This is a genomic window from Bacillus sp. SG-1 (genome assembly GCF_000181495.1).
Classification (GTDB): Bacteria; Bacillota; Bacilli; order Bacillales; family Bacillaceae_B; genus Rossellomorea.
In genome coordinates this window covers 1-24022 of the sequence record NZ_ABCF01000041.1, presented here as the reverse complement: position 1 = coordinate 24022, position 24022 = coordinate 1, and the positions used below count along the sequence as shown (strand labels likewise).

Here is a 24022-nt window from a genome sequence, read left to right as displayed (position 1 = left end):
AACAGTGAATCAGAGATATTACGGTTCGATTTATCCTGTCTCGTATGGTACAGAACAGGGACATAAAGTGCAGATTTCAACTCCCTTGAAACCGGAAGTGTCATCTGATTGGCACCTAAGAAGGCAACCTTAATTTGTTTTTCTTCCCCTGCCTCTTTCGGGAACATCTTTTTAAATACGATTGGTGTCACCAAGCATGTAATGACGGCAACCAAGATTAAGGTTCCGCTCATCTGGGCAGTGATGATTTCCATGCGTTCCGCGATTTTAGCTGCCGCGATCACTAGTGAAAGCGTGGATGTCAGCAGGAAGGCCGAAGCTATGGTTGTCTTGTTATCGTACCATTTCCTGAGCAGGAACACCGGCACCAGCTTTGATAACAGGAATGCCAGCATGAGAAGCGGGATCAAAATCAGCATCTTTGGATCGCTCAGAAGTGACCAAAGTTCTAATTCAACTCCTACCATCACAAAGAAGATTGGAATCAAGAATCCATAACCAAAGGAATCCAGACGATGTACCATTTCCTGTGGAGGTGAAAGGAGAGAAACCAGAACACCTGCAAGGAATGCACCAAGGATATTTTCGGCTCCGACTGATTCGGATACACCTACAAGCAGGATGATCAGAGTAAAGATTGCACGTGTCCCAATTTGGACCGTTCCTGTTGAAAGTGACTTCATTAATGAATTGTTCTTGAATCTTCTGCCTAAGAAGTAGAGCAATACGCCTGCACCAAACAATAACAACAGAAGCCACATGTTCCCATGGCCTTCTCCATAGAGTGAGACGAATACGGCAAGTAATATCATTGTTACCAGATCCGCAATCACGGCTACAAGCAGTATAATCTGGCCAATGCCGCTTTTCATGATATGAGCTTCTTTTAAAGTCGGGACCACAACTCCCAAAGATATTGTAGAGATGATAAGCGTCATTAAGAATGCATTATCAATCAACCCGGCCAAAACGAACATATAAGATAATGCCAGTGATACGATAAAGATACCCGCAAAGATAATCATCGACACTTTAAGCCTGTTCGGTTCCGGTTTTCCATTCGGGAGAATCTCTTTCTTTTTCCCTTTGTTTGAAAAAGCCGAAAAGTCAATTTCCAAACCGCTTAAGAACATTAGAAAAATAAAGCCAAGCGTGGATAAAGTCTCCAGCCATACATCATACTGGACAAGATCAAAACCACTGCGTCCAATAATCAAACCGACTATAATTTCAGCAATTACTACAGGAATAAAATTAAGCTTCAGCCTGTGAAGCAGAATAGGTGTGATAAAAGCTGCAAGAATTACAATAACCAGTGATGCCACTGATGCACCATGTTCCATGAATACTTCCCCCTTTTCTACACTAAGTAGTTCATAAATAGTGTTGCCATTCCAAAATATATCATAATACTTATAATGTCATTAATGGTGGTGATAAAAGGACCTGAGGCTACCGCCGGATCCACCTTGAGTTTATGCATCAAGAGCGGAACAAGCGAACCGGCCAGCGTTGCAACGATTAAGGAAACAAGGATCGATACACCTACCAGGAACCCTAAAAACAATTGTCCTTTCCATACGTATACGGTTATCATGACAACTATTCCACAAACGGTCCCCGTGATTAATCCAGTACCCGCTTCCCGTATAACAAGCTTCCATTTACTTTCCTCTTCCAGGTCACCAGTAGCAATTCCACGGACTGCCACTGCAAGGGCCTGCGTTCCCGTATTCCCAGCCATACCGGCAATCAACGGAATAAACACAGCAAGGATCGCCACTTTATCCAGCGTATCTTCAAACCGTCCAATCAAGCTTGCCGTGAACATCCCAAGGAATAATAATGCAATCAACCAAGGTAGCCTTTTTTTTGCAGCAGTTATCGGATTACGGTCAACAGTATCCACATCGGAAATACCGGCAAGTTTGGAGTAGTCATCGGAAGCTTCTTCATCAATAACATCAATGATGTCATCGACCGTGATAATCCCCAATAAATGATGTTGAAAATCAACAACAGGCATTGCAAGGAAATTATAGTCCCTAATTTTTCTGGCCACCTCTTCCTGATCTTCCCCTACAGAGACCGAAACTACCCGATCACTCATGACATCGGAAATCATCGCCTCGTCATCACTCACAATCAAATCACGCAGGGAAATGACACCTGCCAGCCGTCTGTCATCATCCACAACAAATATATAGTAAATCGTTTCGGCGTTTGGTGCTTCATTTTTCAGGATAGTCATGGCCGAGCGCACCGTCTGGTTTGCCGAAATGGCAACGAACTCGGTCGTCATGATACTACCTGCAGTGTACTCCTCATAATGAAGAAGTTCTTTTATTTCCTGTGCTGATTCCTTGTCCATGATGGTCAGGTAACTTGCCACCTGGTCTTTATCAAGCTCGTTCAGGACATCGACGGCATCATCGGCATACATATTTGAAAGCATGTCCGCCGCATAAGAAGGATTCATTTCCGCCAGTATTTCCTGATATTCGGTTTCATCCTTATCAAGGCTTTCGAACAACTCCGCCATTTCTTCAGGTGATAAATATTGATACATTTTCATCCGAAGCGCATCGTCGATTTTTTCAAAATACTTTGCTCTGTCATACGAGTGCAGGGCAATGAACTCTTCGCGGAATTTTTCCATTTCTTCATTCTGAAGGGCAGAGGTCAAGTAATCTTCATCCAATTGGATTTCTCGTTTTTCTTGATTTTCTGCAGACATTGGCATACCCTCCTTGTTTAAATTTTATCAACGTTTTAATATTCTTCTGCCAGATGTATTATGAAAATAACAGTATACTTCCTTCTTGAAAATAAAAAAAGCAAAGTGCTGTTTAAATTTAAAATAAAAGAGAACTATTACTAAGAGGAATGCAAGACTGCCCTTAATTTTGTAAATCATTATTTTATCAAAATAATTACAGCATCCTCATAATACTAGCAAATCTTTAAAAAATTGTCGCCTTAAAAATTTTTTTATGATGATTTCTGAATCAATAGAAAGGAGAGACTTATGAAGCTTGATATAATCGGAGACATCCATGGCTGTTACGCAGAATTCAAAGAACTGACAATGAACCTTGGTTACCAGTGGGATTCCGGCATTCCGGTACATCCGGATGGACGGATGCTGGGCTTCGTCGGAGATCTAACGGACCGCGGCCCCAACTCTTTGAAGGTGGTTGAAACAGTATGGAAGCTGCATAAAGAGAAGTTGGCCTATTATGTACCTGGAAACCATTGCAACAAGCTCTATCGATACTTTTTAGGCAATAATGTCAAGATCGTTCACGGTCTGGAAACAACCGTCGAGGAATTAGGAAACCTCCCCGAAGGTGAAATCGAGAGATATAAGGAGATGTTCATAGAGCTGTATGAAAACTCTCCTCTATACCAACAGCTTGATTCTGGGAAGTTGATCATTGCTCATGCAGGTATCAAAGAGGAATTTATAGGGAAGCAAAACAACAAGGTGAAAACCTTCGTCCTCTATGGGGACATAACCGGAGAAACAAATGAGGACGGAACTCCCGTCAGGAGGGATTGGGCTTTTAATTACAAGGGAGAGGCCTATATCGTATACGGACATACACCATTTTCAGAAGTGAGAAATATCAACCGTACCTACAACATAGATACTGGTGCCGTATTTGGCGGGAAACTTTCCTCTTTATCTTATCCAGAATTGAGAATTGAAAGTGTGAAGTCCAGCATGCCGTACGTGGCAGAAAAATTCAGAGATGTGAACCCAGGCAGAGCAACGTGACCTTCATAATAAAAGCAGCCAGCTAGTACCGGCTGCTTTTAATATGTCATTAAAGTAATCTATCCATATCGTCAGGCAGCGGGACATGAAAATGGAGAGGTTCACCTGTGGTGGGATGGAAAAAAGAAAGAGAGTGACAATGAAGTGCCTGCCTATCAATCTTTTCTCGGCTCCCTCCATATAGACTGTCACCAAGAAGAGGATGTCCCTTATAGGACATATGGACCCGGATCTGATGCGTTCTGCCTGTCTCCAAGACGAGCCCTATATGGGCAAAGCCGCCATATTGACCTATCACTTTGTAATGTGTTACGGCAGTTTTTCCATCGGACCTTACTTCCCGCTCAATGATTGAAGTCTCTTTCCTGCCTATCGGTTCGTTGATCTTTCCTTCACGTACAGAAAAAAGTCCTTCTGCGAAAGCTTCATATGACCTTTTAATTTCTCTCTTCTTCTGCTGAAGGCTCATCAGGTGATGAATGTGGCGGTGTTTTGCAATTAACACAAGTCCGGATGTATCCCTGTCGAGCCTCGTGACGATATGAATAGCTGAGTCAATCTCCCTTCGTCTGTAATATCCGTAAACGGCATTTGCAAGACTCCCATCAGGATGTTCCCTTGAAGGGATAGTGCTCATATTGGAAGGTTTATTAATCACTAGTAAATCTTTATCTTCATAAATGATATGGAGAAGAATATCCTCCGGCTTTAACGTCGGGCTTTTAGGCTCAGGTGGAAATATGACCGTCAGATGATTTCCCTCCTGCAAGACATACCGAACAGTGACTTCCTGACCGTCTACAGATATTTTCCCGCCTGCAAACTTTATGTCTGTCAGCATCCGTTTCGAGATGTGATGCTCACTCAGGAATGTTTTGATTTCCACCCCAGATTCGTCCTTTGTAATAATCCAATCCATTTGATACTTAATCATAATAGTTACTCAGTCTTCTGCAATGAAGGAGTCTCTGACCCTTTTCCAGAACGGAAATGGCCTGAATCTCGCAAATCGAATTTTTTCATCGGCTACCCTGTATTGAATGGATTTAACATCTTTATGCAATAGTGTAAGATGATCTACTGTAATCATGAAGTCCGGTACATTGACGGGCTTCAGCATGCAGGTATGATGTGCAGGCAAAATCAGCGGTGAGCCGATTGTCCTGAAAACACGATTATTGATCGATGCCATTTCAGCGAGCTGGATAGCCTGAATGGAAGGGTGCAGAATGGCCCCGCTTAAGGCTTTATTATAAGCAGTACTGCCTGATGGAGTTGACAGACATACCCCATCACCTCTGAAACGTTCAAAATGCTGTCCCCTGATTTCAACATCCATGACAAGTGTTCCTTCCACACTTTTGACAGTTGATTCATTCAACCCTAAATACCTTGTTTCCTTTCCACCATTCTGATAGCGGATGATCGTTTCAAGAAGGGGATATTCAATGATCTGATAAGGTGTCTTCGCTATAGCGATGACAAGCTTCTCGATTTCTTCCGGCACCCAGTCAGCATAGAACCCGAGATGACCCGTATGCACGCCGACAAAGGCCGTCTTATCCAATCTGGAACTATAACGGTGAAAAGCATACAAAAGCGTACCGTCCCCGCCGACAGAAATAACAATATCCGGCTCTTCCTCATCGTATACAAGTTCAAAATCCTGCAGGTATGTACGCATTTTATGCATCAGTGTATTTGACTTTGAATCTCCTTTTGAAGTGATTGCAAATTTCATAACGGCTACATCCTTTTTTAGTTTGTATTTCCCTCTCCTGCATACGCAAAACTTATTGCCTCTTGGATTCCCGCCTTTTCTCTTCCTGTTCTTTTTTATTGGAGAAAAATCTTTGCGCTTCCTGTATTTCTTCCCTGATCAGGGACATTTCTTCATCAAGCCTGAATGCCGCTTCCGCTGCTCTCAACAGCCTCGTCCTGATTTCCTCAGGAAACTGTCCGCGGTATTTATAATTAAGAGAATGCTCTATTGTCGCCCAAAAATTCATGGCAAGTGTCCTGATTTGTATTTCAGCTAAAATGATTTTTTCTTCATGCACAGTCTGTACAGGATATTCAATCACTACATGATAAGAACGATATCCGCTCGGTTTTTTATGCGAAATATAATCACGCTCTTCAATGATACGGAAATCATTTCTCGCTCTTAACAAATTCACCACTGCATGGATATCCTCAACAAATTGACACATTAACCGGATACCGGCAATATCCTGCATCTCGGTACCGATTTTATCTAACGGGATACCCTTTTGAGTTGCTTTATCTAAAATGCTTGCTATAGGTTTTACCCTTCCTGTCACAAATTCAATGGGAGAGTGGGCCCTCTCCAAGTCATAAAGCCCTCTCATCCCTTTAAGCTTAATTTTCAGCTCATCTACTGCCTGTTTGTAAGGCCCAAGAAACTGATCCCAATGATTCATACGTTCACCTCATAATCAAAAGCTTATCAGACATAAGCTTAAATGCTCATTTTGGAAAAAGAGCTGCATTCGTGTTCACATTCGTGTTCACAAATGAGATAACCCGCTCTTTCCCCGTATCTAATTGCACGCAGCTGAACAGTCTCCTACGCTCTTTCCAAAAAGACCGCTTCTACTTTTTTTACCATATCCTCGCCATAGTTGCTATTGCCTTCAATGTTTTCGATCAAGTAGTCCAGTTCCTCGTGAAGTCCTTCTAATTCAAACTCGGACTCACCAAGATCAGCAAAGACAGGCATCTTTTGTTCAAAAGCTTCTTTCAAAGCTGACCAGCATTCTTCTTGTATATGTATCAGTACATACTCTTCTTGAGATTCTGCAAAATAAACGAATGAGAAATTATCCGAATCGACGAGAACCTGCCCGGCAGGCTTTAGATTGGATTCCCCAGCTTTTTCGCTGCTATGTAAAACTAATTTGTCGTCAAGGAGCTCAGCCTTGGTTAAGAGTATTTTTTTTCTCATATGATGTATGGTTCCCCTTTCAATGCTTTATGCCTATTATTTTAACACATATAATGGTGAATCTTCTAAACGAAACGAGTATAACCGAAACTCATAATAAACGTTATATGATACACTTGTCATAACGATAATAGAGAGAAGGGACGAGCAGTATGCCTGAAGAACTTGAAATAGAATTTAAAAACATGCTGACAAAAGAAGAGTTTCAGCGAATCAAAGACCAATTCTCCTTAACGGAAAGTAATTTCTCACTGCAAAAAAATCATTACTTTGATACACCCTCAAATGAATTAAGAGAAAATCAATGTGCATTAAGAATAAGAGAAAAAAACGGCCGCTTTGAGTTCACCCTGAAGCAACCTGCAGAGGAAGGCTTGCTGGAAACGAACCAGCCTGTTACTGAGGAGGATACATTAAAAATGCTGAAACAAGGCATCATCCCACCAGGGGAAGTTTCAGATGCGCTGCTAAAGCTCGGTGTAGGGATGAAAAAATTCCTTCATTTCGGAACTTTATCTACCAGCAGAGCTGAAACCGGGTATAAAGACGGATTAATGGTGCTGGATTATAGTTTCTATTTAAACAATGAGGATTATGAGTTAGAATATGAGGTAAAAGAGAGCAAACCAGGAAAAGAAAATTTCTACCATTTTCTAGAATCTATGGACATCCCCATTCGTCCTGCCGATAACAAAATCAAAAGATTCCTAAGAGCTGCCAATTCAAACTGACAGTTCTTACTAAAGGAGATACTCAGGAAATGAACGTGCAAGTGTTAAAAACTATGATCGAACTACAAGCGCTCCAAGGCTTCAGCTCAAATTCTGCACAGGCTGGTTCAAGTACAAGCGGCTCTTCAATGTTCCAGCAAATGCTGAATGAGACTCTCTCCAGTCAATTACAGGAGCAGTCCTATCAAGCAAAATTGGGCTCTGTCAGCCAGATGCTCCCTTTATTGAATACCAATAATTATCTCATGAATAAAAGTGCAGTCTCCTATATAACCAAAACATCTCCTATTCCTGCCGCTGAAGGTCCCAGCAGCTCCATCGACCATATTATCAGCAGGGCAGCAGAGAAATATAATCTTCCCAAAAAGCTAATTAACGCCGTCATCAGGCAGGAGTCAAATTTCAATCCTGATGCAGTCAGCCATGCCGGCGCTTCCGGTTTAATGCAGCTGATGCCTGCGACGGCACGGGGGCTCGGAGTAACCGATGTATTCGATCCTGAACAGAACGTTTTTGCAGGCACCAAATACCTTCGCCAAATGATGGATAAGTATAACGGCAACCTTGAATTGGCACTTGCAGCCTATAATGCCGGACCAGGAAACGTAGATAAATATAATGGCATCCCTCCTTTCAAAGAGACGATGCAGTATGTACAAAAAGTATCCAGCAGCTATTTTGCTTAATATTGTCATGAGTAACGTCAAAACCGTTCACAACAGTGAACGGTTTTTTTCGTTTAGAAAGAGAGGAGCTCCTGCAGCGAAAATCAGCTTTACCTTTCAGAAGGCACAAGGATTTATGAGAAGAGCGAACCGAAAAAGAGCTGCTGAATGCTACACTGGAATTAGCAGATACTATTCAAAACAGAGAATGGTGAAGCTATTTGTTTGAGATATCTTTCGGCGATTGCTAAAATAAAACAAACAATCAATGCAAAAAGGAGTCTACTTATGGAGAAACATAAGACGCCATATGAAACGATTGGCGAAAAAAAGCTCTCAATGCTTGTAGATGCTTTTTATGCAAGAGTGGGAAAACATCCCGATCTAATCCCGATATTTCCAAATGATTTTTCTGAAACCTCCAGAAAACAAAAACAGTTTCTCACACAATATTTAGGAGGACCGCCTTTATATACAGAAGAACATGGCCATCCGATGATGAGGGCCAGGCATTTAAATTTTGAAATAACACCAGCAAGAGCAAAAGCTTGGTTGGCATGCATGAGTGAAGCCATGGACGAGGTCGGTCTTGAAGGACATTTTCGTGAAGAATTCTTCTCCAGACTCGTACTCACTGCCAGACATATGGTAAACTCACCTGACCACACACATGGTGAAGAAAGTTGAGCAGCATGAATAACAACATTAATCTACAAAGGTGCCGACCTGACAAAAAACCTTTAGAAATATATATGTTCATCGACCCTCTCTGCCCCGAATGCTGGGCATTGGAACCGATCCTTAAGAAACTTCATATTCAATATGGGCAGTATTTCAGAATTAAAAATGTCTTGAGCGGAAAGCTGACCGCCTTGAATTTAACAAATAAGAAGAAACAAGAAAATATCGCCAATCAATGGGAAAAAACGGCAAGCCGTTCAGGGATGTCCTGTGACGGAAACCTATGGTTTGAAAACCCGATTGATTCTCCACATTTAGCCTCAATTGCGATAAAAGCAGCTGAATTACAGGGCAGACATGCAGGAATCAGGTTTTTTAGGAAACTCCAGGAGAATCTTTTTTTAGGGAAGCAAAACGTCTCGAATCTTGAGGTGCTGACTGACATTGCAGATCACAGCAAGCTTGATCTGCAAGAGTTTAAAAATGATGTTCACTCTGAATCCGCTTCTAAAGCTTTTCAATGCGATTTAAGAATAACAGCTGAAATGGATGTTGATGAAATCCCTACCCTTGTCTTTTTTAACGAAAATATCGAAGATGAAGGCATTAAAGTAACCGGTATGTATCCGTTCGAAGTATATGTACAAATTCTGGAGGAGATGCTTTCCATTAGACCCGAACCGCAGCCCCTCCCTTCACTGGAATATTTCCTGGAGTATTATCAGCTTGTTGCGACAAAAGAAATTTCTGTCGTCTATGATATGAGTATCGATCAGGTTGAAAAAACGATGAAAAAGTGGATGCTTCAGAAGAAAGTCGAAAAGATTCCAGCTAAACATGGAACGTTCTGGAGATACCTCTCCCAATGAACGATATATTAGGATAAGATATAAAGAGAAAACCCGTTGTCCGAAGACAACGGGTTTTCTTATACAAACAAAGGGGATGGGAGAAATTTTTCACGGTCAAACAAAGGGGTATATGTTTGTTGTGATCAACTTCTTGTACATAATATAGCATGAGACAACTTGTATGTGCAAGTTCTTTGTTTATTATTTCACAATATTGTCAAATTGTTTTTTTCACTACTACGTTTTATTCAAGACAGCATGTATTTCCAACCATAGCTTTCATATAATTATAATGAGACTTCTTTAGGAGGCCTGTTAACTATGAAACCTGATTTAAAGTTCACCTTTTTGATTGTGTTTATTTTGTTCGCATTTATCATTAATATCTTTGGACTCATGCATCTTTATCCTATCTATTTCACTTCCCCTCTTCTGTTCTTATCTCTTTTTCTGTTGATGAATTATATTAATAACAGAAAAAGATTCAAGGGATTTAGATCTTGAATAGCGTATTTTATATTTATATATTTATGCTGAATTCATCCCCTTCTGGATCAATGGAGGGGTATTTCTTTTGTATCCTTATTGTGCTGGACACATTCATCTTTGGTTAGTTAACGTCCTGGGCTTCTCTTCAAGACACTTTTGCTTTCTGTAATAGGATTTAATGTCCTTGAAAGCCCCTCAAGACATTTCCGCTTTCTGTTTTAGGATTTGATGTACTTGAGGGATCCCCTCAAGACACTTTTGCTATCTATTTTGGAGTTTTATGTCCTTGAGAGCCACCTTCAAGACTCTTTTAGCTTCCAATTAGGATTTTGATGTCCTTGAGAACTCCCTTCAAGACACTTTCGCTTTCTGTTTTAGGATTTGATGTCCTTGAGAACTCCCCTAAGATACTTTTAGCATCCATTTGGGCAATTATTGTCTTTAAGATCCATCCTCAAGACACTTCACCCAATCACCTGAGAACCTTGATACCTCTCCCCTATCTCAAATCCCATCTAGAATGGATAACACCCTAAAAAACAACAAAAAAAGAGGCCATGATACTCGGACCATGGCCATCCATTAAACTTCATTAAGAAAGCATCTTTTCCATCTCGTTAAGACTTTCTTCAAATACTTTCATTGCTTCTTCAATTGGCTGGGAGACAGTCATGTCTACGCCCGCTTTCTTCAATACCTCGATTGGGTAATCGGAGCTTCCTGATTTCAAGAACTCGATATATCTCTCGACTGCCGGCTGGCCTTCTTCTAGAATCTGTTTACTTAATGCTGTGGCTGCACTGAAGCCGGTCGCATATTGGTAAACATAGTAATTGTAATAGAAATGAGGGATGCGAGCCCATTCCAGTCCTATTTCTTCATCGATTGTAATGTCTTCCTCACCGAAATACTTTTTATTCAGTTCATAATATTCTTTGCTCAGCATTTCAGCAGTCAGTGCTTCACCTTCCTGAGCTTTTTTATGAATGATATGCTCAAATTCTGCAAACATCGTCTGGCGGAATACTGTGCCTCTGAACCCTTCCAGATAATGATTAAGAAGGTACAAGCGTTTTTTCTCCTCATCAATCGTATTAAGCAGATAATGGTTCAATAATGCTTCATTGCATGTCGAAGCTACTTCGGCTACGAAGATTGAATAATTCCCATAAGGATACGGCTGGAATTTTCTTGTGTAGTAACTATGGACACTGTGGCCGAATTCGTGTGCCAATGTAAATAGATTATTAACATTATCCTGCCAGTTCATGAGAATGTATGGATTAGTACCATATGCACCTGACGAATAGGCTCCGCTTCTTTTTCCTTTATTTTCGACAACATCCACCCAGCGGTTTTCGAAGCCTTCCTTCAGAAGATTAATGTACTCATCACCAAGCGGTGTCAAGCCATCAAGGATCATGTCCTTCGCCTCATCATATGAGATTTCCATCTTCACTTCTTTTACAAGAGGAGTATAAAGATCATACATATGAAGCTTTTCCAGTCCCAAGACTTTCTTACGGAGCTTGATATATCTGTGAAGCAGGTGAAGATTATCATTTACCGTTTTGACTAAATTTTCATAAACTGTCTCTGGAATATTATTGGCAGACAGAGCTGCATGTCGAGCTGAATCGAAGTTTCTCACTTCAGCACTAAAGTTATCTTTTTTAACCGTGCCGCTTAGTGTGCTGGAAAAGGTATTCTGGAACTTTCCATAAGTTTTGTATACAGCCTTAAATGCTTCTTCCCTAACACGGCGGTCATCACTTTCCAAGAAGCGGATATAGCGGCCGTGTGTGATTTCTACTTCTTCCCCATTCTCATCTTTAATACTCGGGAATTCCATATCAGCATTATTCAGCATGCCGAATGTATTGGCTGATGAGCTGAGCACTTCAGATGCCTGGGCAAGGAGTGCCTCTTGCTCAGCAGACAAAATATGAGGACGCTGCAAATTGATCTCTTCAAGGGCATGCTTATACAGCCCTAGATCCTTATTCTCTTCTAAGAAGCTGTTAAGCTTGCTCTCTTCAATTGTCAGTATTTCAGGCACAAGGTAAGCAAATGAGCTGGAAAGCTGTGTATATAAACTTTTCGCTCTATCGTCAAGTCCCTGGTAATATGAATTTGTGGTATCCTGGTCATACCTCATATGAGAATATGTATACAGCCTGCCCATTCTCTCAGAAACCTCATCTTGGAATTTCAGAGCCTTATATAGATGGTCCGCACTTTCAGAAAGCGTCCCCTGGTAGCTGCCCGCTTGCTTGATCAGTTCCTGTACCTCTTTATACTCTTTTTCCCATAAGTCATCACTCGCAAAAATATCTTCAAGTCTCCAAGTCAACTCTTCCTTAATATCCTTACGATTCGGAAGACTCTTTACAGTTGTTTCGTTTGCCATATGTATCCTCCATTCTTTCGTATATCGAAATTCAACCTTCCTTCTTACATTCTCTATCAAAACAGAAAATCCTGCAAGAAATGGGCTATTTCGTAAAGCAATCCGGATTTCAAACCCTGAATAATAGTTTCTTAATGGTACTTTGTATGAGGCGATAATAATATATATTCCTTACCACTGACTTTTTTTATTATGTCTCTTTTTTCTAAAAGCAATAAATATTCTTCCAACGCTTGGTTTTTCAGCTTATTATCTGTCAGAGGAAGGATTCGGAGGTGAATCAGTCCGCTATTCAATCTATTACGGAGGCAGCTTTTTACCTCCTCAACCATTATCCGAGACCCTTTATTCTTCTTTTTAAGAACATCAGACCAAATGTAGTATTGCCATTCTATAGGGTGACTTTTAAAGAGGAGTGTATGTTCTGTTTGAAGTCCGATAAAATCCGGCAGGTCCATTAAATGATCTCTGTTTAAATAAAGTGATTTTAAAAAGGGATCATTCACCCCTCGGTTATATGTCATTTTGCTGTTAATCCAGGAGTCTTTAGAAGCCAAGAAATGATTCTCTGTGTCGTTCTTACAAGGTAGTGTAAACGGAAAAGGGATAGAAGTGTAATGCAAAGTGAGGGTTTCTGAAGTGAATATATTAGAAGATACGGGTGAGAGGTTATAAAAGAAATACATGTTCTTAGAATGGCTGTCGAAATAGGCTATCCAGTATCCGGCGTGAGGGCTGAAACGGATGAAACACTGTTGAAAATTAGATAACACCAGTGTTTTGGCTCCTTTAGCCTTCACTCTCTTCCCTAAAATCCATATCGGTTCGATACCGGCATTCATATACCCTTTGGTCCTTTTAGTAAATTCAGTACTGCTTATAGGTGTACATTGATATTCTAAGGCAAAATTTCTCCCACCGAAATGGATAAATATATCCGGTCTTTGGTGAATATCGGCGAGGTATCTTTCTAAAGCAACATAAGGAATGAAAGATGAAAAGTGTTGAAAAAGAATTGCTTTCCCTCTCAGATGATGGAAAGTTTCAGGTTCATGGCGGCCCTCACAGTGAGTCCTTGATTTGTGGGCAAAATGAGGAACTTTGATATCACCAGCTTTGAGGATAAGCGGTGAACAACATTCAGGGCAAAAGAACTCCTGCTCTTTCAGCAAGGTGATTTCTTCTGATGACAGCCGGGTAAGAGAAATTTTTTTTTGACGGTTATTCAATGCGGTTAGCATACGTCACCTCCTGTATATAGGAATTCGCTTTGGCTGGTGAAATATCCTTTTATCAACAAAAAAAACGCATCCTCAATTTGAGAATGCGATGAGTGACAAATTATTCAACTGAAATATTTGGTTACTGTATTGAAAACGTCCTCATCCATGATGGAGGTACCATACTCACTCAATCGATGGACAGTTAAGCTTGATTCATTTCCGTACTCAAGCATAATGCTTAATACATTGTCGATTTCTTCTTCAGTAAAGTATTCATCTGAAAACTCAAGATGAATATAATAAGTTCCTTCAAAAGAAAACAACTTTGTGGAAAGATGTTCATTTGGAGAAGCGGTCATCTTCTTGGATAGTGAAATGACATCTTCAAAGTCCTTGAACTTAATCGTGAATTCCAGTGATCCTTCGTTCTCTGCCGCATCCGGTTGAAAGTGTTGATCAAGGAAATCTTCTATTCGTTCATCAACAGGCAGATCTTTAATTTTGTCCTCTGGAATAGGCAGTTCGAATTTCTGCCCGTCTTTAGTAACTTGAGCCCTGGTCACAAGTACTTCCAACCCTTTATCAAGAGCTTGTACTTGAATCCACAACGGACCTTCAATCGTAAAGTTCTCTTCCTGATGAACTTCATCCATCATTTCCCAGAAAAGTTCTTCGCTTCTTTCCCGGTTATACCAGATTTCTTCCCGATCGAATCCTCTTTCCTCTATATCGCCATATGAAATATAAAACTTTACAGTGTTATCATTAATGCGTTCTATCTCCATCAAACACCTCTCCCTTCTGTTCAATGTTGGTGAAGGGACTGCACCCCTGAGCAATAAGCTCTGAAAATGATGTAGGCTATTTACACTAATCTTTACTTTTGGGTTCTGCTCTTAATGAAAAACAGAGATAAAAGCTTGCCCCAAAGATCCTCGATGAATATCAATCTCAGTTGAATTAGTGTATACCTTGTACTCCTATTTTATGATAAAACATAAAGAAATGGAATTAAAAATATGCCTATTTTTTCATTAAAGAAATACCAAATACATTCCAGTGTTTTGGTTAGTTTAGCTCAATTTCAGTGAGAATTCAAGTTTTTAGTTTGTCCTTTATTAATTAATAACCTTAGTAAGGGGCTTTAAAACTTAAAAGTGAGTTTTAAAAAGCGTCCTTTACAGAAACTTTGTGCAGCATATCCCTTTAGGTGAGAATCTCCCCGATGTATACTCAATGATCTTTTATACTTTTAAGTTTTTACCAAGCAGGGCCCCACTAACCCAAAAACCCACTGGAGATCACTCCTACGGCTGCAATCAAACTTGATCGGGGTCATTTACCAATACAAACTACTTGAAAACAAAAAAAGACCTTCAAGCATAGGCATGAAGGAAATAAATATATAATTTAGTTGACCATACGCTGCGCTTCAAGCAATTGGAATGTACGAACTCGTCGCGGCAGGAATCGACGAATCTCATCTTCGTTATATCCCACTTGGAGTCTCTTTTCATCCATAATAATAGGTCTGCGAAGCAAGCCAGGATTTTGCTGAATCAGTTCAAACAGATTCTGTAATGGAAGAGCATCCAGTTCAACATTAAGTTTTTGGAATGTTTTAGAACGGGTAGAGATGATTTCGTCTGTACCGTCTTCTGTCATTCTCAGTATTTCCTTAATCTCGTCAATACTTAACGGCTCTGAGAATACATTTCTCTCATTATATGGAATTTCATGATCTTCTAACCAAGCTTTCGCCTTGCGGCATGATGTACAACTAGGTGAAGTGAACAAAGTTACCATGAACCATTCACACTCCCTTATATTTTTAAGACTTAATTTACAAGTAGAGTTTTCTTAAACCGTAAATTTCTTATTTAATAATTAGTTTAAAGAAGAAATCTCTATTATGTATTATACATGAAAATTATTAACTTGAATATAGTTTTAAATAATTTGTCAACTTAATATACAGAAGTTGAACAAATTTAAGCTGTTGATTAACATTTACCCGATTTTAAAACATATAAACCAAAATTATTAATTTTTTTAAAAATACTTTTGCAGTCGTTATTGTTGTTGATATATTAAGCTGGTTTCCGCTCCATGTGTGTGACTCCGCGGGGCGGGCGGTGAGCCTCCTCGGCTGTGCCTGTATAAAAAGTGTAAGCGCCCTGTTCAGCCCCGACAGGCAAATGTTCCACAGCGAAGAAAAGGTGATCTTTCCTTTTATTCGCTGTGGGTTATTTGACCCGAGGGGCTGGGCGCTGCAACTGGATTGGGGGTCTCACCTGTCCCGCTAATCCCGCAGGAGGTCACACACCTTCCGCTCCAACCAACAAATATTTCATAAGATATACTCATATTCAAAAGTAACAAACTTTGCTAATGCACCCTTTTAAGAATATTTCATGCTGAAATTCACTATAGTCAAGGTACCTCAGTTATCCCTTTCTCCAAGTCAGCAATCACTTAATGCCGGACAAATTGTAAAAAAACCTTATTGAAGGCAATCTCAATAAGGTTTTTTCATATCATATATCTTTAAGAATATCCTTGTTTTTGTCCTCTTCCAGATTCAAAACCTCTTCCGCCGGCTGATAAGACGCACCATAAAACTTGGTATCCTTATAAGTATGGATAAGTTCATAGGTTTTGATCATGGATTGATAAACCATTTCTTCGGATTCGTTGTTGGGAGCCCAGTAAAGGATCTCCATTTCATTGATTTCATTTGTAGCAAGAGAACGGCGGCGATACCCGATACTTGAGGCATGCTCAAAGCCTTCCCTTTTATAAAATTTTAACCGTTTCTCAGTGTCCGTATCATCATAATCAACCGGCTCAACTTCCAGGATAATCGATTTTCCTTTCTTTTTGAGTTTCTCGATTAACTTATGACCCAGACCTTGTCCCCTTGCTTTCGATGAAACAAAGAGATAATCAATGAAGATAAAGTCTTCCAGTTCAGCATACATCAACACGTGATATTCATCTTCATCCTTATGGTAAATATCACTGCGTTCTCTCAGCAGTGTTTCCATATGCTCTTTTGATTTCATTTCTTCCACAGGAAAATATTGATTTAACTTCTCATACCAATGCATGGATCTACTCCTTCATAATGTTTTCAATCATGTCAACTTATTTCGCTAATCCTTTAATGCACATAGTCATTATTACCATACCCTTAAAGATAATAAACACAGCTGCAAAGTCTTGTTCTTAACTGTTATTTTAGGGATTTACGGTTGCTTTCTAGAAGATAGGAAAGCACAAGTGGGATAAAAAAGTGGATGTAAAGCGGTTTTTATTGCCAATTTAATTGTACCTTATTGAGGTTAAATGTCAAATCAAAGGCTGGGCCAAACATCCCCTTACCCATTAGTTGTATTAGTGTGTTAAAAGCAATTAAAAAACCAGCAGGGAATCCTGCTGGTTCCTATATTTTAAGGTGTAAAATCAACATTTTCTGTATAGTTATTACTTGCATTCCAAAGAAGATATTCGTTGATTCCTTGATCTTGAAGGGCTTTAATCTGGGCTTCCACTTCAGCCTTCCCATATTGTTTATAATTTCCGGAACCAAGCCAGGATGCTGTAAAATCCTGCAGCCATGGACGGGATGTTGGAGGAGTCTCCAGTTCAGCCAGTTTTTTGTTTTCCAGCTTGGCGTACTCTGTGATCAGTTTATACGGCTCAAGGTCTGGTTTGCTGATGCCAAAATAGGAAGTCCAATGACTTGGATAAATCATGGATGAAATTACATCAACATGTTCAGATATCTTGGAAAAGTTCTGGCCTATCCCGGGAGCCTCAGGCAATGTTGCCGTGTAACCAAAGATATCAACCGAAACATCAACTCCATAAGGTTCAAGCTGTTCATTTGCGTATGCTACAAAATCTGTTACAGCATGTACCCTTTTTTGGACATTATCAGCATCCATTTCAGCATAATCACCCATGTTGTATTTTAATTCGGTGTCTCTCTTTTCAAAACCTTCAGGGAAACGGACATAGTCAAATTGAATTTCTTTGAAGCCCATTTTAGCAGCTTCAATCGCAATACCCACATTATAATCCCATACTTCCTTCATAAAAGGATTAACGAAAGATTCGCCGCGGCCATTCTTCCATACTTCATTTCCGTCCATGTAAGATAATTCAGGCTTTGCCTTCGATAATACCGAATCTTTGAACACTACAATTCGCGCAATAGGATAAATCTGCTTTTCTTCCAATCTTTCAAGCATTGCCCTAGGGTCTTTGATATATGATTTGCCGATGTCTTTATACTGTGAATGCTCAGTTTGGTACGTGATGTTACCCCAGTCATCTTTAACATCAATGACCATTGAATTTAGATCCGTCGTTTCAATTAATTTGATCAGACTATCAAAGCGGCTGCCTCCAGCAGAATGTCCCGTTACATAGATACCTCTTACAGCATCCGGGTATGTAAATTCCAATCCTGAATCATAGAAAAAACGAGAGAGCTGCTGTGGAAGCTCTTTCTCTTTTAAGTTCACATTAATGGTCGAATGCTTTTCTACTGACTGACCTACTGCCTGTTCAGCACCTGCTGAGTGAAATGGCAAGAGACAGAGCGCTGATATACCAATTGCTGTCATTGCACTTCTGAAATTCAAGGGTAATCTCTCCTCTTAAATAAATATTGTGGTAGTGTCCTATTTTTATAGCTTCTTATAGTATATACCCTATTTTAACAATGGATGAGCATGATATAAAACATTTTTTAAAAAGTTATGTCGAAATTTCCAGGGAAATCATTCGAGGGTGTTTAGCTGATCTAAGCAGGGGTATCCACATAAAAAGACCTCAGATGAATGTATCTGAGGTCTTTCTTTAGACTTAGTGTTTGTATTGAGCTTTGTATTGAGCTAATTCTTTTTCTGAACAGTACACGAAGTGACCTGGAGCCACTTCACGAAGCTCTAATTCTTCACCCTCTGTATAGTTATGAACCGCAGGATCATAAGTTTTACGTTTGCGGGAACGCTCATAATCTGGATCCGGAAGCGGAATAGCAGACAGAAGTGACTGAGTATAAGGATGAAGCGGGTTTTTGTATAGTGCATCACTTGGAGCAAGTTCTACAAGCTTTCCAAAATACATAACCCCGATCCGGTCACTGATATATTTAACCATTGAAAGGTCATGGGCGATGAACAGGTATGTTAATCCTTTTTCACGCTGAAGATCTTTCATCAAGTTAACAACCTGAGCCTGAATCGAAACGTCAAGTGCAGAGATCGGCTCATCCGCGATGATAAAGTCTGGATCTACCGCAAGGGCGCGGGCGATACCGATACGCTGACGCTGACCGCCTGAGAACTCATGCGGGTAACGATTGGCGTGTTCCTTGTTCAACCCAACAGTTTCAAGTAATTCATGAACTTTTTTCAAGCGGGCATCTGCAGAAGTTGCCAATCCATGAATATCAATGCCCTCAGCAATCAAATCCGCTACTTTCATACGTGGATTCAATGACGCATAAGGATCTTGGAAAATCATCTGCATTTTGCGGTTGAACTTTTTCAGTTCTTTACGGGATTTCTTTCCGTGAACGTCTTCTCCTTCAAACAAAACTTGGCCATCTGTAGCATCATAAAGGCGGATGATTGTACGGCCGGTTGTAGATTTACCACAACCAGACTCACCAACCAGACCCAATGTTTCACCTTTATAGATATCAAAAGTAATATCATCGACAGCTTTAACCATGTTTGGTTTACCAGGATTGAAATATTGTTTTAAATTTTTGATTTCTAATAATTTTTCAGCCATTATGAACGAACCTCCTCAAATAATACCGGCTCATCATAGTTGGAAGGCATATTGCGCTGTCTGAGTTTAACAGCTTCCGGCGGCTCAACTTTAGGAGCGTTAGGATGCAGCAACCAAGATTTGACGAAGTGTGTATCAGACACTTTATAAGTCGGTGGTTCTTGTTCGAAATCGATTTTCAATGCGTACTCACTTCTAAGAGCGAAGGCATCCCCTTTTGGAGGATTCATCAAGTCAGGAGGAGTACCAGGGATTGCTTTAAGCTGCTGAGCCGTTTCTGTTTCCAGTGTCGGCATAGATGCCACAAGCCCCCAAGTATATGGGTGTCTTGGGTCATAGAAAATTTCATCAACAGTACCTGATTCTACAATCTGACCACCATACATAACCGCAACCCTGTCAGCTACGTTCGCTACAACGCCGAGATCATGCGTAATAAAGATGATGGATGTTTCAATCTTATTCTGCAGGTCCTTCATCAGTTCGAGAATCTGCGCTTGGATGGTAACGTCCAATGCTGTGGTCGGCTCATCCGCGATTAGAATCTTTGGATTGCAGGCAAGTGCAATCGCAATGACGACACGCTGTCTTTGTCCACCAGAGAATTGGTGAGGGTATTGTTTAATGCGCCCCTCAGGATTCGGAAGGCCAACAAGCTTCAATAATTCGATTGTACGCTTTTTAGCTTCTGATTTACTCATATTTTGATGCTTTAAAAGAGGCTCCATGATCTGCTTGCCGACTGTCATTGTCGGGTTAAGAGAAGTCATTGGATCCTGGAAAATCATCGAGATGTCTTTTCCACGGATTTTCTGCATTTCTCTTTCAGACAATTTCGCTAAATCTCTTCCTTCAAAATTCATTTCACCGTTTTTGATGAAGCCAGGTGGATTCGGAATAAGTCTCATAATCGCTTTTGTTGTTACAGACTTACCAGATCCGGATTCACCAACAATCGCAAGTGTTTCACCTTTATCTAGGTGGAAATCCACACCGCGAACGGCTTTAACCTCTCCCCCGTATGTCGTGAAGGAGACATGTAAATCTTTAACATCTAATAATCTACTCATTTTATTCTACTCCTTCCACTATTTACGCATCTTAGGATCAAGTGCATCGCGCAATCCGTCAGCAAGTAAGTTAAAGCTCAAGATAATCAGCGAGATTACTACAGATGGGATAAGCATCATGTGTGGATATGACTGGATGGATCTATACCCTTCATTAACCAAGGATCCCAAAGATGCTTGTGGTGCAGCGATACCCAAACCGATAAAGCTCAGGAATGCTTCAGTAAAGATTGCGGTAGGAACTGTAAACATCGTTGTAATAATAACAGGTCCCATTACGTTTGGAAGCAAGTGTTTCCAGATTAATCTGTTGCTTGTTGCCCCCAATGTACGGGATGCCAGGACGAATTCCTGGTTTTTCAGCTGGAGAATTTGTCCGCGGACTATCCGGGCCATCCCCGTCCAACCGGTTATGACCATCGCCATCGTGATGGTGAATAATCCAGGTTCAAACACTAGGATAAACAAGATTATTACAATAAGGTTTGGAATACCTACTAAAATCTCGATAATACGCTGCATGAAATCATCGATTCTTCCGCCGTAATATCCGGAAACCCCACCGTAAGCAATACCGATAATTAAATCAATTACAGCTGCAAGGACACCAATATATAAGGAAATACGAGTCCCCTGCCATGTTCTAGTCCAGATGTCACGTCCTAAGTCGTCCGTACCGAACCAGTATGTTTTATCGATTTGTCTTGTTTCGTATGAATCTATGCCGTTTTGGTCGATTCCATCGAACCACGGCATCCATGAAAGCGCTTCGATTTTTGGTGGAAGCTTAGCGTGACGAATTTCTTGATCCTTGTAAGACATTTCAGTCATGCCAGGTCCAATAACAGCCATAAAGATTACGAGAATCATAATAGCCAGTCCGACAATGGCACCTTTATTCTTGAAGAGGCGCAGCCAGGCATCATGCCAAAAGCTAAGACTCGGTCTTCCTATCACTTCTGATTCTGACTCACTTGCACGTCTAGGTTGGAAGAGGTCAGGATTAAGATTTTCAAGATCTGCTCTTTTGTTTGTTTCCATTATTTCTTCCCTCCAGCCAAACGAATACGAGGGTCAATTATTCCATAAAGGATGTCGACAAGGAAGATAACTCCGACGAACAAAACACTATAGAATAATGTTACACCCATGATTACTGTATAGTCATTCGTGTTGATTGAGCTGACGAACTGGAAACCAAGACCCGGTACAGCGAAAATCTGCTCGATTACAAGTGTACCTGTCATAATACCAACAGTCATCGGCCCTAAAATAGTTACGATTGGGATCATCGCGTTTCTTACTGCGTGTTTTAAAACTGTTGCTGTTTTCGAAATACCTTTTGCTTTTGCAAGCAGGATATAGTCGGAACCTAATACTTCAAGCATTTCCGTTCTCATGAAACGGGCAATAGTCGCTACAACCCCTACCGTCAATGCTAACGTCGGCAGAATGGTGTGCTTGAATTCACCCCATAATGCAACCGGCAGCCATTGAAGCTTAACTCCGATGTAATACTGCATCAAGCCTGCAAAAACGAAAGCTGGTATCGAAATACCTAATACGGCAATTGTTGTTGCACCATAGTCAACCCAGGAGTTATGACGCAGGGCCGCTATAATACCTAAAGCTAAACCAATGATAGTTCCTAGTACGATTGCTTGGAAACCAAGTTGTGCGGAAGGACCAATACGATCACCGATTATCTGTGTAACCGGACGGTTGTCGTATTGGAATGACAAACCTAAATCACCTTGTGCTAAGTTTGTCATGTAGTTTACGTATTGTACTGGGAGAGGATCGTTCAAACCATATTTATCAAGGATGATTTGTTGCTGCTCTGGTGAAAGCTTTTCTTGGTTTGTAAGTGGTGATCCAGGAAGGAGCTTCATCAGAAAGAATGTGGCTGTAGCAATTATGGCTATCGTTAAAAACATATAAGCTAGTCTTCTTAAAGTGTATTTAATCACTCTTTAGCCCCCCTTTTTTCTTTTTTTATTTTTCGGCTACCTTACATATTATATCTTATTTCGACAAATTTTCAATCTATTTCTTAAATTACAATTTTTTTCGGAAATCAGTGGAAAAGGAGAGTGTATGCCAATGCATACACTCTCCTTTTTTGAAAGTTTGTTTCATTGAGCTCTTATAGGTTACTCAATGTGAGCCCATTTGTAAGATGCGTCAGCACCGAATGCGTGACGTAGAACTCCTTTTACGTAAGGGCGCTCTAGGTAAGCAGAACCTCTTTGGTACATTGGAGAAATCGCAGCATCTTCAAATAGGATTTTCTCAGCTTCTAGCATTGCATTCCAACGAGCTTCTGGATCGTCAAGCAATGTAGTTTTAGCTTCTTCAACCAATTTGTCATACTCTGGGTTAGAGTAGCCCATTTGGTTGTGAGCTCCATCAGTAACGAACATATCAATGAACGTCATCGGATCTGGATAGTCCGGACCCCAGCCAGCGAATGAGAAGTCATATTCACCTTTTGATTCTAGGTCAAGCTTTTGTTTGAATGGTTGTTGAGAAATCGTTACAGTAAGACCATCAAGGTTAGACTCAAGCTGTTCTTTCAGGTACTCACCGATTTTCTTAGAGTTTTCAGAGTCGTAGTTCAACAACTCAAGAGAAACTTCTTCAAATCCAACTTCTTCTTTCGCTTTAGCCCAAGCTTCTTTAGCTGCTTCAACATTAGTTTCATTGAAGTTGCCGTTAGACTCACGGAAGTCAGTTCCGTCAGGACCGTAAACGAATTCTTGAGGTACTAGGAAGTATGCAGGAACAGATCCGTTGTTAAGAAGAACGTCAACAAGACCTTGTTTGTCCCAAGCCATATCAACTGCTTTACGAGCGTTTACGTTAGCCATTACTTCATTCTCCTGGTTTAAGCGAAGGAAGAATACAGCAGTATCAGCACGTGTTTTGAAGTTTTCGTCACCTTTGTACTGGTCAACGAATTCTGCAGAAAGACCTGCGATATCCGCTTTGTTTGTTTCATAAAGGTTAACACCAGTTGCAGTGTCTTTTACGATGTTGAAGTTGATTTCTTCAAGTTTAACAACATCAGACTCCCAGTAATCTGCATTCTTAGTCAACTGGAAGCTTTGCTCATGTTTCCACTCGTTAAGAACGAAAGGACCGTTGTAAAGAGTAGTGTCAGCTTCTAGACCATATTGGTCGCCTTGCTCAGTTACGAATGCTTCGTTTTGCGGGTAGAAAGTCGCAAAAGAAAGCAACGCTTTGAAGTAAGGAACGTTTGTTTCAAGTTGAACTTCAAGAGTTTGAGGATCTAGAGCTTTAACACCTAGCTCGTCAACTGGAAGCTCACCAGCGTTAACT

The 24022-nt window shown here is 40.5% G+C and carries 22 protein-coding genes; 5 read left to right on the top strand and 17 right to left on the bottom strand.

Features of this window, described 5'->3' with window-relative positions; translation table 11 throughout:
- A partial coding sequence (locus BSG1_RS13970; protein ID WP_006837733.1) for a cation:proton antiporter occupies nucleotides 1–1343 on the bottom strand: 1343 nt, incomplete at its 3' end.
- Between the two features lie 17 nt (nucleotides 1344–1360).
- Nucleotides 1361–2737 carry a magnesium transporter gene (mgtE, locus tag BSG1_RS13965; protein WP_006837732.1) on the bottom strand — a complete coding sequence of 459 codons (1377 nt, stop codon included), beginning with the start codon at nucleotides 2735–2737 and terminating at the stop codon, nucleotides 1361–1363.
- Nucleotides 2738–3028: 291 nt separating this feature from the next.
- Here mgtE and prpE point away from each other — a divergent pair, with 291 nt between their 5' ends.
- Nucleotides 3029–3781 (top strand): bis(5'-nucleosyl)-tetraphosphatase PrpE, encoded by a 753-nt coding sequence (prpE, locus tag BSG1_RS13960; protein WP_006837731.1) that lies wholly within the window; start codon nucleotides 3029–3031, stop codon nucleotides 3779–3781.
- Between the two features lie 49 nt (nucleotides 3782–3830).
- Here the strand turns inward: prpE and BSG1_RS13955 are convergent, their stop codons facing one another.
- The 4 genes from BSG1_RS13955 to BSG1_RS13940 all read right to left on the bottom strand — a co-directional run bounded on the left by BSG1_RS13955 (nucleotide 3831) and on the right by BSG1_RS13940 (nucleotide 6749).
- Nucleotides 3831–4715, bottom strand: a complete 885-nt coding sequence (locus BSG1_RS13955; RefSeq protein ID WP_006837730.1) for an RluA family pseudouridine synthase — start codon at nucleotides 4713–4715, stop codon at nucleotides 3831–3833.
- 9 nt (nucleotides 4716–4724) lie between these two features.
- Nucleotides 4725–5522, bottom strand: a complete 798-nt coding sequence (locus BSG1_RS13950) for an NAD kinase (protein WP_006837729.1) — start codon at nucleotides 5520–5522, stop codon at nucleotides 4725–4727.
- A gap of 52 nt (nucleotides 5523–5574) precedes the next feature.
- On the bottom strand, nucleotides 5575–6225 hold the full coding sequence (locus BSG1_RS13945; protein WP_006837728.1) for a GTP pyrophosphokinase: 651 nt from the start codon (nucleotides 6223–6225) through the stop codon (nucleotides 5575–5577).
- A 146-nt stretch (nucleotides 6226–6371) separates the two neighbouring features.
- Nucleotides 6372–6749 (bottom strand): hypothetical protein, encoded by a 378-nt coding sequence (locus BSG1_RS13940; protein WP_006837727.1) that lies wholly within the window; start codon nucleotides 6747–6749, stop codon nucleotides 6372–6374.
- Between the two features lie 152 nt (nucleotides 6750–6901).
- Between BSG1_RS13940 and BSG1_RS13935 the strand changes: the two genes are divergently transcribed.
- The 4 genes from BSG1_RS13935 to BSG1_RS13915 all read left to right on the top strand — a co-directional run bounded on the left by BSG1_RS13935 (nucleotide 6902) and on the right by BSG1_RS13915 (nucleotide 9695).
- A complete protein-coding gene (locus BSG1_RS13935; protein WP_006837726.1) occupies nucleotides 6902–7480 on the top strand; it encodes a CYTH domain-containing protein in 579 nt (192 codons plus the stop codon).
- 29 nt (nucleotides 7481–7509) lie between these two features.
- Nucleotides 7510–8166, top strand: a complete 657-nt coding sequence (locus BSG1_RS13930) for a lytic transglycosylase domain-containing protein (RefSeq protein ID WP_006837725.1) — start codon at nucleotides 7510–7512, stop codon at nucleotides 8164–8166.
- Between the two features lie 267 nt (nucleotides 8167–8433).
- Nucleotides 8434–8832, top strand: a complete 399-nt coding sequence (locus tag BSG1_RS13920; RefSeq protein ID WP_044022921.1) for a globin domain-containing protein — start codon at nucleotides 8434–8436, stop codon at nucleotides 8830–8832.
- Nucleotides 8833–8837: 5 nt separating this feature from the next.
- Nucleotides 8838–9695 carry a ClpXP adapter SpxH family protein gene (locus BSG1_RS13915; RefSeq protein WP_044022924.1) on the top strand — a complete coding sequence of 286 codons (858 nt, stop codon included), beginning with the start codon at nucleotides 8838–8840 and terminating at the stop codon, nucleotides 9693–9695.
- 1063 nt (nucleotides 9696–10758) lie between these two features.
- Here BSG1_RS13915 and pepF read toward each other — a convergent pair.
- The 11 genes from pepF to BSG1_RS13855 all read right to left on the bottom strand — a co-directional run.
- Nucleotides 10759–12576, bottom strand: a complete 1818-nt coding sequence (pepF, locus tag BSG1_RS13905; protein ID WP_006837721.1) for an oligoendopeptidase F — start codon at nucleotides 12574–12576, stop codon at nucleotides 10759–10761.
- 131 nt (nucleotides 12577–12707) lie between these two features.
- Nucleotides 12708–13817: a competence protein CoiA gene (locus BSG1_RS19885; RefSeq protein WP_006837720.1), complete on the bottom strand. Its 1110-nt coding sequence runs from the start codon at nucleotides 13815–13817 to the stop codon at nucleotides 12708–12710.
- A gap of 104 nt (nucleotides 13818–13921) precedes the next feature.
- Complete coding sequence (mecA, locus tag BSG1_RS13895; protein ID WP_006837719.1) at nucleotides 13922–14584, bottom strand: adaptor protein MecA; 663 nt, start codon at nucleotides 14582–14584, stop codon at nucleotides 13922–13924.
- Nucleotides 14585–15209: 625 nt separating this feature from the next.
- A complete protein-coding gene (spxA, locus tag BSG1_RS13890; protein ID WP_006837718.1) occupies nucleotides 15210–15605 on the bottom strand; it encodes a transcriptional regulator SpxA in 396 nt (131 codons plus the stop codon).
- 731 nt (nucleotides 15606–16336) lie between these two features.
- Entirely contained in the window at nucleotides 16337–16909 is a 573-nt protein-coding gene (locus BSG1_RS13885; protein WP_006837717.1) for a GNAT family N-acetyltransferase, read from the bottom strand.
- Nucleotides 16910–17251: 342 nt separating this feature from the next.
- A complete protein-coding gene (locus BSG1_RS13880; RefSeq protein WP_006837716.1) occupies nucleotides 17252–18433 on the bottom strand; it encodes a putative glycoside hydrolase in 1182 nt (393 codons plus the stop codon).
- A 241-nt stretch (nucleotides 18434–18674) separates the two neighbouring features.
- Nucleotides 18675–19610 (bottom strand): ABC transporter ATP-binding protein, encoded by a 936-nt coding sequence (locus tag BSG1_RS13875; protein WP_006837714.1) that lies wholly within the window; start codon nucleotides 19608–19610, stop codon nucleotides 18675–18677.
- A complete protein-coding gene (locus BSG1_RS13870) occupies nucleotides 19610–20680 on the bottom strand; it encodes an ABC transporter ATP-binding protein (RefSeq protein ID WP_006837713.1) in 1071 nt (356 codons plus the stop codon). Before BSG1_RS13870 ends, BSG1_RS13875 begins: the two co-directional genes overlap by 1 nt.
- Before the next feature lie 18 nt (nucleotides 20681–20698).
- Nucleotides 20699–21721 carry an oligopeptide ABC transporter permease gene (gene opp3C / locus BSG1_RS13865; RefSeq protein WP_006837712.1) on the bottom strand — a complete coding sequence of 341 codons (1023 nt, stop codon included), beginning with the start codon at nucleotides 21719–21721 and terminating at the stop codon, nucleotides 20699–20701.
- Complete coding sequence (opp3b, locus tag BSG1_RS13860; protein WP_006837711.1) at nucleotides 21721–22650, bottom strand: oligopeptide ABC transporter permease; 930 nt, start codon at nucleotides 22648–22650, stop codon at nucleotides 21721–21723. The genes opp3C and opp3b overlap by 1 nt, the downstream gene beginning before the upstream one ends.
- Nucleotides 22651–22833: 183 nt before the next feature.
- The coding region (locus tag BSG1_RS13855; RefSeq protein WP_006837710.1) for a peptide ABC transporter substrate-binding protein at nucleotides 22834–24022 on the bottom strand (1189 nt) is incomplete at its 5' end.

Coding starts and splice junctions, on each gene's coding strand:
- mecA (WP_006837719.1), bottom strand. CDS start 14,584: ATGGAGATAGAACGCATTAATGATAACACTGTAAAGTTTTATATTTCA.
- BSG1_RS13935 (WP_006837726.1), top strand. CDS start 6,902: ATGCCTGAAGAACTTGAAATAGAATTTAAAAACATGCTGACAAAAGAA.
- BSG1_RS13945 (WP_006837728.1), bottom strand. CDS start 6,225: ATGAATCATTGGGATCAGTTTCTTGGGCCTTACAAACAGGCAGTAGAT.
- BSG1_RS13870 (WP_006837713.1), bottom strand. CDS start 20,680: ATGAGTAGATTATTAGATGTTAAAGATTTACATGTCTCCTTCACGACA.
- BSG1_RS13955 (WP_006837730.1), bottom strand. CDS start 4,715: ATGATTAAGTATCAAATGGATTGGATTATTACAAAGGACGAATCTGGG.
- BSG1_RS13885 (WP_006837717.1), bottom strand. CDS start 16,909: ATGCATTGGTATGAGAAGTTAAATCAATATTTTCCTGTGGAAGAAATG.
- BSG1_RS13930 (WP_006837725.1), top strand. CDS start 7,510: ATGAACGTGCAAGTGTTAAAAACTATGATCGAACTACAAGCGCTCCAA.
- pepF (WP_006837721.1), bottom strand. CDS start 12,576: ATGGCAAACGAAACAACTGTAAAGAGTCTTCCGAATCGTAAGGATATT.
- BSG1_RS13875 (WP_006837714.1), bottom strand. CDS start 19,610: ATGGCTGAAAAATTATTAGAAATCAAAAATTTAAAACAATATTTCAAT.
- BSG1_RS13950 (WP_006837729.1), bottom strand. CDS start 5,522: ATGAAATTTGCAATCACTTCAAAAGGAGATTCAAAGTCAAATACACTG.
- BSG1_RS13940 (WP_006837727.1), bottom strand. CDS start 6,749: ATGAGAAAAAAAATACTCTTAACCAAGGCTGAGCTCCTTGACGACAAA.
- spxA (WP_006837718.1), bottom strand. CDS start 15,605: ATGGTAACTTTGTTCACTTCACCTAGTTGTACATCATGCCGCAAGGCG.
- BSG1_RS13915 (WP_044022924.1), top strand. CDS start 8,838: ATGAATAACAACATTAATCTACAAAGGTGCCGACCTGACAAAAAACCT.
- mgtE (WP_006837732.1), bottom strand. CDS start 2,737: ATGTCTGCAGAAAATCAAGAAAAACGAGAAATCCAATTGGATGAAGAT.
- BSG1_RS19885 (WP_006837720.1), bottom strand. CDS start 13,817: ATGCTAACCGCATTGAATAACCGTCAAAAAAAAATTTCTCTTACCCGG.
- prpE (WP_006837731.1), top strand. CDS start 3,029: ATGAAGCTTGATATAATCGGAGACATCCATGGCTGTTACGCAGAATTC.
- opp3C (WP_006837712.1), bottom strand. CDS start 21,721: ATGGAAACAAACAAAAGAGCAGATCTTGAAAATCTTAATCCTGACCTC.
- BSG1_RS13880 (WP_006837716.1), bottom strand. CDS start 18,433: ATGACAGCAATTGGTATATCAGCGCTCTGTCTCTTGCCATTTCACTCA.
- BSG1_RS13920 (WP_044022921.1), top strand. CDS start 8,434: ATGGAGAAACATAAGACGCCATATGAAACGATTGGCGAAAAAAAGCTC.